General features: G+C 31.5%; 8 protein-coding genes and 1 riboswitch. Of the genes, 4 read left to right on the top strand and 4 right to left on the bottom strand.

Going from position 1 to position 8510, the window contains the following annotated elements:
• Positions 1 to 212 precede the first annotated feature (212 nt).
• The 3 genes from C3E90_RS01975 to ppsA all read left to right on the top strand — a co-directional run bounded on the left by C3E90_RS01975 (position 213) and on the right by ppsA (position 4632).
• Positions 213 to 419, top strand: coding sequence for a hypothetical protein (locus C3E90_RS01975; protein ID WP_236913870.1), 207 nt, complete (start codon positions 213 to 215; stop codon positions 417 to 419).
• Between the two features lie 133 nt (positions 420 to 552).
• Positions 553 to 2139: a methyl-accepting chemotaxis protein gene (locus C3E90_RS13445; RefSeq protein ID WP_236913869.1), complete on the top strand. Its 1587-nt coding sequence runs from the start codon at positions 553 to 555 to the stop codon at positions 2137 to 2139.
• A 132-nt stretch (positions 2140 to 2271) separates the two neighbouring features.
• The gene (ppsA, locus tag C3E90_RS01965; RefSeq protein ID WP_236913868.1) at positions 2272 to 4632 is read left to right on the top strand and encodes a phosphoenolpyruvate synthase; all 2361 of its coding nucleotides are present in this window, start codon (positions 2272 to 2274) and stop codon (positions 4630 to 4632) included.
• A gap of 82 nt (positions 4633 to 4714) precedes the next feature.
• Here the strand turns inward: ppsA and C3E90_RS01960 are convergent, their stop codons facing one another.
• The gene (locus C3E90_RS01960) at positions 4715 to 4924 is read right to left on the bottom strand and encodes a CDIF630_02480 family spore surface protein (protein ID WP_236913867.1); all 210 of its coding nucleotides are present in this window, start codon (positions 4922 to 4924) and stop codon (positions 4715 to 4717) included.
• A 97-nt stretch (positions 4925 to 5021) separates the two neighbouring features.
• Here C3E90_RS01960 and C3E90_RS01955 point away from each other — a divergent pair, with 97 nt between their 5' ends.
• Positions 5022 to 5615: an HD domain-containing protein gene (locus C3E90_RS01955; protein ID WP_236913866.1), complete on the top strand. Its 594-nt coding sequence runs from the start codon at positions 5022 to 5024 to the stop codon at positions 5613 to 5615.
• A gap of 61 nt (positions 5616 to 5676) precedes the next feature.
• Here C3E90_RS01955 and C3E90_RS01950 read toward each other — a convergent pair whose 3' ends face one another.
• The 3 genes from C3E90_RS01950 to C3E90_RS01940 are packed head-to-tail and all read right to left on the bottom strand — an operon-like array spanning position 5677 to position 8137.
• Positions 5677 to 6477 (bottom strand): MetQ/NlpA family ABC transporter substrate-binding protein, encoded by an 801-nt coding sequence (locus C3E90_RS01950; protein WP_236913865.1) that lies wholly within the window; start codon positions 6475 to 6477, stop codon positions 5677 to 5679.
• Between the two features lie 13 nt (positions 6478 to 6490).
• Positions 6491 to 7132, bottom strand: coding sequence for a methionine ABC transporter permease (locus C3E90_RS01945; RefSeq protein ID WP_236913864.1), 642 nt, complete (start codon positions 7130 to 7132; stop codon positions 6491 to 6493).
• Positions 7133 to 8137, bottom strand: a complete 1005-nt coding sequence (locus tag C3E90_RS01940; RefSeq protein WP_236913863.1) for a methionine ABC transporter ATP-binding protein — start codon at positions 8135 to 8137, stop codon at positions 7133 to 7135.
• A 98-nt stretch (positions 8138 to 8235) separates the two neighbouring features.
• A riboswitch (SAM riboswitch) is annotated at positions 8236 to 8340 on the bottom strand.
• Positions 8341 to 8510 lie beyond the last annotated feature (170 nt).

The raw sequence follows: 8510 nt of genomic DNA, 5'->3' as shown, positions 1-8510 counted from the left end.
TTGGTTTATTAGGTGTGCATTTTTTTATTATTAGTTTTTCAAAAAATATTTAATATTATTTTGCTAAAATCTATTGACTTTAATTAGCTGGTCTTTATTACTATTTAAAAATATTTTTTCCAAAAAACAAATAAATATTCCAAAACAGTAACCCTATATTGGTCTATTACATACTATACAGTGAGGAAGGAAATAATAAGGAGGTAAATATTATGGTTGATGAAACTAAAATTGCAGGTGGAAAAAGAAGAGGTGGCTTAGGCGATGTTTTTAATGAAATAGATGATGAATTATTATTCTTCTTCTTACTACTTGTAGTATTATTTAATAATGGCTGTTGGTTTAACGACGGAGACGATTCTTTACTATTTTTCTTCTTGTTGTTAGTCATATTATTTACAAATGGTTTGTGTTTCTAATCCCGTATAATCATACGGGATTTTTTTTGACAATTAAGTATATAAATCCTCGATTTAATAAATGTGTTTGGAAATTTTGTCAAATATGATAAAATTAATATACATAGAAAAAAAGGGAGGGATTCTTATAATAGTGTTCTTATTAAAATTATTATTAATTGGCATTTTATTCTTTGTTTTTACCTATTATCCGATATCTATGTATTTTTATATAGTAATTGGTGTTATTATCATTTTGGAAATTATTTCATATTTACTTCTAAACCATGAAGATAATAGGAAAAAAATTGAAGGAGGGGTAGAGGAGGTAGCAAAGGGTAATTTATCAAAGAAATTTGATATTAGTGACAAAAAATATGGTAAAATTGGTGAAAATCTTAATCAAATATTAAATAATTATAGGGATGCATTATCCCAAATTACATATTCTTCCCAGCAAGCACTAGGGATAACTAACGAGTTAGCTATAGCTACCAAAGAAACGAATCAATCAATTAATGAAATAGCTCAAGCAATAGAGGACATATCCATAGGAGCAGAAGAGCAAAAGAATAGGGTAGAAGAGTTAATGGTTATGAACAATAATTTAAAATCTACTTCACTGGAAACAACGGAAGAAAACAAAAAAGCTCAAGAACAATGGAAAAAAACTAATCAGTCTTTTGTTGAAACAGGTGATATATTAGGCAACTTAATCTCTAATATGACCAATAGAATGAATAGGAATCAAACTTTGATTAAAGAAGCAGAGATTATTTCCAAAAATGTACATGAAATAAACAATATTGTAGACATGGTAAAAGATATATCAGGTCAAACCAATCTTTTGGCCTTAAATGCTGCAATTGAAGCTGCAAGAGCAGGGGAGTATGGAAAAGGGTTTTCAGTAGTTGCAGATGAAGTAAGGAAGTTAGCGGAAATGACTGGTGAGGCTACAGATAAGATAAACAACATGATACAAGAGTTTGGACAGGATATAAATATACTACTATCCAATCTTAAGGAAAGCATAGTAGAAGAACAAAAGGATGCAGGTTTAGCTAAAGAAACCCAATCATCTTTTGGAGAAGCAAGTGAGACTCTAAATACTATCAACAGTGTAATTAAAACAACGGATAAAAAGATGTTTAATCAGCTTAACGAAATAGATAGAATTATTGAAAGCTTGAAAGTTATAACCACTATATCGGAAGAAACTGTGTCTGGAACTCAACAAATTTCTGCCTCCATAGAAGAACAAGCGGCTATCATGGATGATATAAGCAATAATGCCTTTACTCTAAATCATATAAACAAGGAGCTGGAAAAGGAAATTGAATATCATTCAAAGGTGGTTATGGATAAAGATATATTAGATAAAATAATAGAAAAAAGCCTTAAAGTAGTCAACCAAATTAGGGAAAGTGAGGACATAAGGATTTTCAATATTGAAGCTCATAACAGGATATACAAAGATATAATTTATAAAAATCCTAATATCGATTTAATATATCTATATGATACCCACGGGGAATTGATATCTGCTAGTGAAGAAATTGAAGATTTTGATGTAAGGAATAGGCCTTGGTTTGTTGGAGCTTTAAATAGTGAAACTTATATTTCAGATTTTTACATTAGTTTAGATACAAAAAAGGTTAGTATCACCATTTCAGCTCAAATAAAGGATATGGATAATAACTTTGCTGGAATAATAGGTTTTGATATACAAATAGAAAGTTAATAGTCTAAAAAAACACCTTAAGGTTATACTTTCCTTAAGGTATTTTTTTAAAAAAACAATAAAAAGTATAGCATAATTATATAAATGTGCTATAATATATACATAATAAAAAGATAATAGGAGGTTTATTACATGGTAGAGCTTAAATATATAAGATGGTTTAACCAAATAGACAAAGATGACATACCTATTGTTGGTGGAAAAGGAGCAAATTTAGGAGAACTTACCCAAAAGGGTTTAGATGTACCTCCTGGATTTTGTGTAACAGCTGGGGCTTATACCCATTTTATAGACAGAGCAGAACTAGGCGATAAAATAAGAGCCAAAATTGAAAACTTAGATGTAGAAGATTCTATTGAGTTACAAAAGGCTAGTGGAGAAATTCAGCAATTAATAAATTCAGCTCAAATTCCAGAAGAGCTGGAAAATGAAATAAAGTCAGCTTATGACCAATTTAGTGATGAAATTAAAGTTGAAAATCCAGAAGTAGCTGTTAGATCTTCAGCTACAGCAGAAGATTTACCAGAAGCCTCCTTTGCAGGACAGCAGGATACGTATCTTCATATTAGTGGCAAAGAAGAACTATTAAACCATGTGAGAATGTGTTGGGGTTCCCTTTGGACAGCTAGAGCAATATACTATAGGGAAAACCAGGGTTTTAATCATTTTGATGTAAGTCTATCTGTAGTAATACAAAAAATGGTAAACAGTGAAAAGTCGGGTGTCATGTTTACTGCTAACCCAGTCAATAATAATAAAACTGAAATAATGATTAATGCTAGCTGGGGTTTAGGTGAAGCCGTAGTATCAGGTGCAGTAACCCCTGACGAGTATATCGTAAACAAAGAAACTAAAGAAATTACTGAAAAACATATTGCAGAAAAAACCATTATGATAGTTAAAAAGGACATAGGCATTGGGACAACTGAAATAAAAGTAGGAGATTATATAGGGTACGAAAATATCAATAAACAATGTTTAACAGATGAAGAGATAATAGAATTAGCTAATTATGGATTGAGGATTGAGGAGATGTATGGAAGTTTCCAAGATATAGAATGGGGATTCGATAAGGATACCAAAAAATTATATATATTACAATCTAGACCTATTACTACTTTAAAGGGGGGGACTACGTTGGAAAAAGAAGTAGTACAAGAAGAATTGAACTCATTAGTTAGAGGTTTAGCTGCTTCACCTGGAATCAATTCAGGAAAAGTTAAAAATATTAAAGATATATCAGAAATAGCTCGAGTTGAAGATGGAGACATTCTAGTTACAATTATGACTAACCCAGATATGGTACCTGCCATGAGAAGGGCTAGTGCAGTAGTAACAGAAGAAGGAGGCAGGACCTGTCATGCTGCCATAGTTTCAAGGGAATTGGGAATTCCATGTATAGTTGGAGCTAAAGGTGCAACAGAAGTATTAAAAGAGGGCATGGAAGTCACCGTAGATGCTAAAAGAGGAGTTGTATATGAAGGAATAGTTCTTCAAGAAGATAAAAAGGAAGAAAAGGAATTAAAAGTATCCCAAGATGTTATGATAAGTGACGACTTAGTGCATCAATTAGCACCTATTACTGCAACTAAAATATATATGAATCTAGGAGAACCATCTATAATAGGTAGGTATAAGAATTTACCTTTTGATGGAATTGGCCTAATGAGAACAGAATTCATCTTTACCAATTTAGTAGGTGCTCATCCTATGTATTTAGTAAAAACTGGCCAAGGGCAGTTGCTTATAGATAAGATGGCAGAAGGTATAACTATGGTTGCTCAAGAAATATATCCTAAACCAATTGTGGTAAGGCTTAGTGATTTTAGAACTAATGAGTTTAGAGGTTTAAAAGGCGGAGATGAAGTAGAGCCAATAGAAGCAAATCCAATGATAGGCTGGAGAGGAGTATCCAGATATATTTCTCCCGATTATGAAGAAGGATTTAGACTAGAATGTAGAGCAATGAAAAAAGTTAGAGAAGAGTTTGGACTTGAAAATGTATGGGCAATGTTACCTTTTGTAAGGACTACTTGGGAATTAAAAAAGGTAAAAAAGATAATGGCAGAAGAAGGATTAGTTCAAGATAAAGGTTTTAAAATTTGGATTATGGCAGAAGTACCATCAGTAGTATTTGAGGCTGAAGAATTTGCTCAAATGGTAGATGGATTTAGCATAGGGAGCAATGATTTAACTCAATTGGTAATGGGGGCCGATAGGGATTCAGGCATATTAAACAATATGGGTTATTTTGATGAAAGAAACGAAGCAGTTAAAAGAGCCATATCCATACTTATAAAAGCAGCCCATAAGTATGGAAAAACAATATCCATCTGCGGTCAAGGACCATCTCAATATCCAGAATTTGCAGAGTTCTTAGTCCAAGAGGGAATAGACAGCATAAGTGTAAACCCAGATACGGTAGCCTATACTAGAAGATTAGTTGCTACAGTAGAACAAAGGATGATATTAAATAAAATTAGGAATCTATAATATTCATATAGATGAAGTTGATTAATAGACCCTTTAAAAAGCCTTAGGATTTTTCTAAGGCTTTTTAACTTTTTGTATATAATTATTTCCTATTCACATCATCCACCCATTCCTTTGCCTCAATAATTGCATCCAAAGTAGGAATAGCTACATTGGTATTTGGGATTCTCTTTTTTACATTGTAAAAGGCATCTGTTGTCGTACTTAAGCTTTTAGGTTCTCTATACATTTGATATCCTATACTAGTATTGACCACAGGTTCTTTTTCAGGGTTTTTATTTTTATTAACCACAAAAATCCCTCCTTTTATTTATTATTTACACTATTTGAAAAAATATGATAAACTAATATGGTAACAATATGTTAAAAGACTATAGGGAGATGATGTATTGACTAGTGAAAGATTATTAAGGGATATTGAGTTTATTGTGGAATTGGATAAGATGAAATCCATATTAAGGCAAACCAGCCTAATTGACAATTCAAAAAGAGAAAACGATGCAGAGCATTCTTGGCATATTTCGGTAATGGCAATGATTTTATCCGAATATGCTAATGAAGATATAGATATATGCAAAGTAATAAAAATGCTTTTAGTCCATGATTTAGTGGAAATATATGCAGGAGATACATTCTGTTATGATAAAGCAGGAAATATGGATAAAAAAGAAAGAGAATTAAAAGCAGCAGATAAGATATTTGGTATATTGGATAGAGATAAAGGTGAGGAATTAAGAAACTTATGGGATGAATTCGAAGAAATGAAAACAAAAGAAGCTATATTTGCAGCTTCTATGGATAGACTTCAGCCATTTTTTAACAACTATTTTTCAGGTGGAGGAACTTGGAAAAAATTCAATGTTTCAAAAAAAGATATATATAAAAGAATAGCCCCACTAAAGGAAACATCAGAAGAACTATGGAAATTTACCGAAAAGATGATAGAAGATGCTTTCGAGAAAGGCTATATAACAAGAGAATAAGACAAGGGGACGGTTCTGTTGTCTTATAAGACAACAGAACCGTCCCCTTGTCTTTTAATTCCTAAAATGCAGGGATAACTCCACCTTCATAATTTTCTTCTATAAATTTTCTAACCTTTTCACTTTGTAGTACTTTCATCAATTTAACATACTTTTCTTCCTTTTCTTCACCAGCTCTTATGGCAATTATATTGGGATAAGGAGAGTCTTTTTCTTCTAATATTAATGAATCTTCTGTAGGTACAAGTTCTGCTTCTAAAGCATAATTTCCATTGATTATAGCACCATCAACTTCGTTTAATACCCTAGGTAGGTAAGCAGCTTCTAAAGCTCTAAGCTTTAAATTTTTAGGATTTTCAATAATATCATTTTCGGTAGCCGATATACCCACTTCAGGATTTAGTTTAATCAATCCATATTTTTCAAGAAGTAGCAATGCTCTTCCTCCATTGGTAGGATCGTTGGGAAAAGCAATTTCGCTACCATCTTCCAGTTCATCAATGGTTTCAAATTTAGTGGAATACAATCCCATTGGTTCAATATGAACTCCCCCAATGGACATAATGTCTATATTCTTTTCTTCTTTAAAATTGTTCATATATGGTTCATGTTGAAAGAAGTTTGCATCTAATTCTTTTTCAGCTAAAGCTAAGTTTGGCTTTACATAATCGTTAAATTCTATTATTTCTAGTTCCACTCCTTCTTCCTTCAAATCTTCTTCTATAAATTCAATTAATTCCCTATGAGGTCTAGGAGATACTCCAATTCTAATTACATTATCAGAACCATTATTTTTACTACATCCTACTAAGGATGTTAAAACTAATACTATAGTTAAAGTTATTAACGCTAATTTTTTCAATTTTATTTCCCCCTTATTTTTTGTTTACACTTGTTGATAATTTATTTCCTAAATACTGTATTCCTTGAACTAATAATACGATTACAAATACGGAGACTGCCATAATATCCGTTTTAAATCCATATAATCCATATCTAATGGCTAAATTTCCTAATCCACCACCTCCAATGGCTCCTGCCATGGCTGAATAACCAATTAGATTAATTATGGTCATAGTTATACCTAGAATTAAAGATGGCATAGCTTCAGGAATAAGTACTCTAAATATAATTTCTGGTACCGTTGCCCCCATGGAAAGGCTCAATTCTATTACTCCCTTATCTACTTCTTTTAAAGAAGATTCAATTATTCTAGCTACAAATGGTGCAGCAGCTATGGAAAGAGGTACAATGGTTGCAGTAGTTCCAATGGTTTGGCCAACAATTAATTTTGATATGGGAAATACTACAATCATCAATATTATAAATGGAAAAGAACGCAATACATTTATAATACTATTTAAAACTTTATTTAATGCTGGTTTTTCCCATATATTATTTTTTTCAGTAATAACCAATATAATTCCTAATGGAAAACCAATTACTAACGAAAAAAAAGTAGAGAAAAATACCATATACAGTGTTTCTAATAAAGAAGGAATAATCAATTCAGCCATCTACATCACCTCCACATTCACATTTTCATTCTTTAGATGTTCTATTGCTCTTTCTATTTCATCCTTTTCTCCTGAAAGCTCAAGGATTAAATATCCTACACTAGTGCTCATCAACTCATTAATATTTCCTGATAATATATTTACATCAATATCAAATTTTCTAATCATCTGAGATACTATGGGTTTTTTAGCACTTTCCCCTAAAAAGCTTAATCTAATAAGTGTACCTTTAAATTGATATGGTTTAATAGTTTCATCTTCCACATTGAATTTTAAGCCGCTAATAAAGGCGTTTGCGGTTTTAGTCTTTGGATTTTTAAATAATTCTTCTACAGTGTTCATCTCGATAATTTTACCATCTTCAATAATGGCTACTCTATCGCATATATCCTTAACTACCTCCATTTGATGGGTAATAAGGACTATAGTTAAATTAAACTCTTTCCTTATCCTATTAAGTAGTTCTAATATAGATTTTGTTGTTTTTGGGTCTAGGGCAGAAGTGCCTTCATCGCTTAATAGTATTTTAGGATTATTAGCTAAAGCCCGTGCAATTGCAACCCTTTGTTTCTGACCTCCACTTAGCTGAGAAGGATAAGCATCTTTTTTATCAGATAGTTCTACATAATCTAATAGAGTATTGACCCTTGAATCAATTTCATTTTTTGAAAGACCTTCCAGTTCCAGTGGAAAAGCAATATTTTTATATACAGTTTTTTGGGATAACAAATTAAAATGTTGAAAAATCATCCCAATATCTTTTCTCATATTTCTTAAATTTTTTTTATCCAGAGAAGTAATATCTACTCCCTCGATGTAAATCTTACCTTCACTTGGTTCTTCCAATCTATTTATACATCGGATTAAAGTTGATTTACCAGCTCCACTTAATCCGATGATTCCAAAAATTTCTCCTTTGTTAATTTGGAGGTTAACATCTTTTACTGCCCAGATTCTATTATCTCCATCTTCAAAACTTTTTGATAGATTTTCTAATTTAATCACTAAATATCCCCCTTTAAAAATTGACTAATAAAAAACCCCTACATTTGATAGAGGTAAAATAAAAAAACCTCTTTACAAGAAAGAGGTTAATTATCTCTTCCTTATCTCCCGGTATTACAATTAACACCGCTGGATTTAGCACCTTGCCTATACAGGTTGCTGGGTTTCACTGGGCCAGTTCCCTCCACCACTCTTGATAAGAGCATATTATTTATTTTTGTATTTAACAAATATTTTAATACTAAAATCCTTTTTTGTCAATACCTTTTTCCAATTTATATGATTATTCTATGATAATGTCATATTAAATTCATTCTGATAAAATGTCATATATGAGAGAGGAGATATTTAATATGACTCAAAAAGAAATAAC

Source organism: Clostridium sp. Cult2 (assembly GCF_021655075.1).
Lineage (GTDB): Bacteria > Bacillota > Clostridia > Tissierellales > Tepidimicrobiaceae > Schnuerera.
Note: the sequence above shows the minus strand (reverse complement) of the source record. Positions and strands in the feature narration are given on the sequence as shown.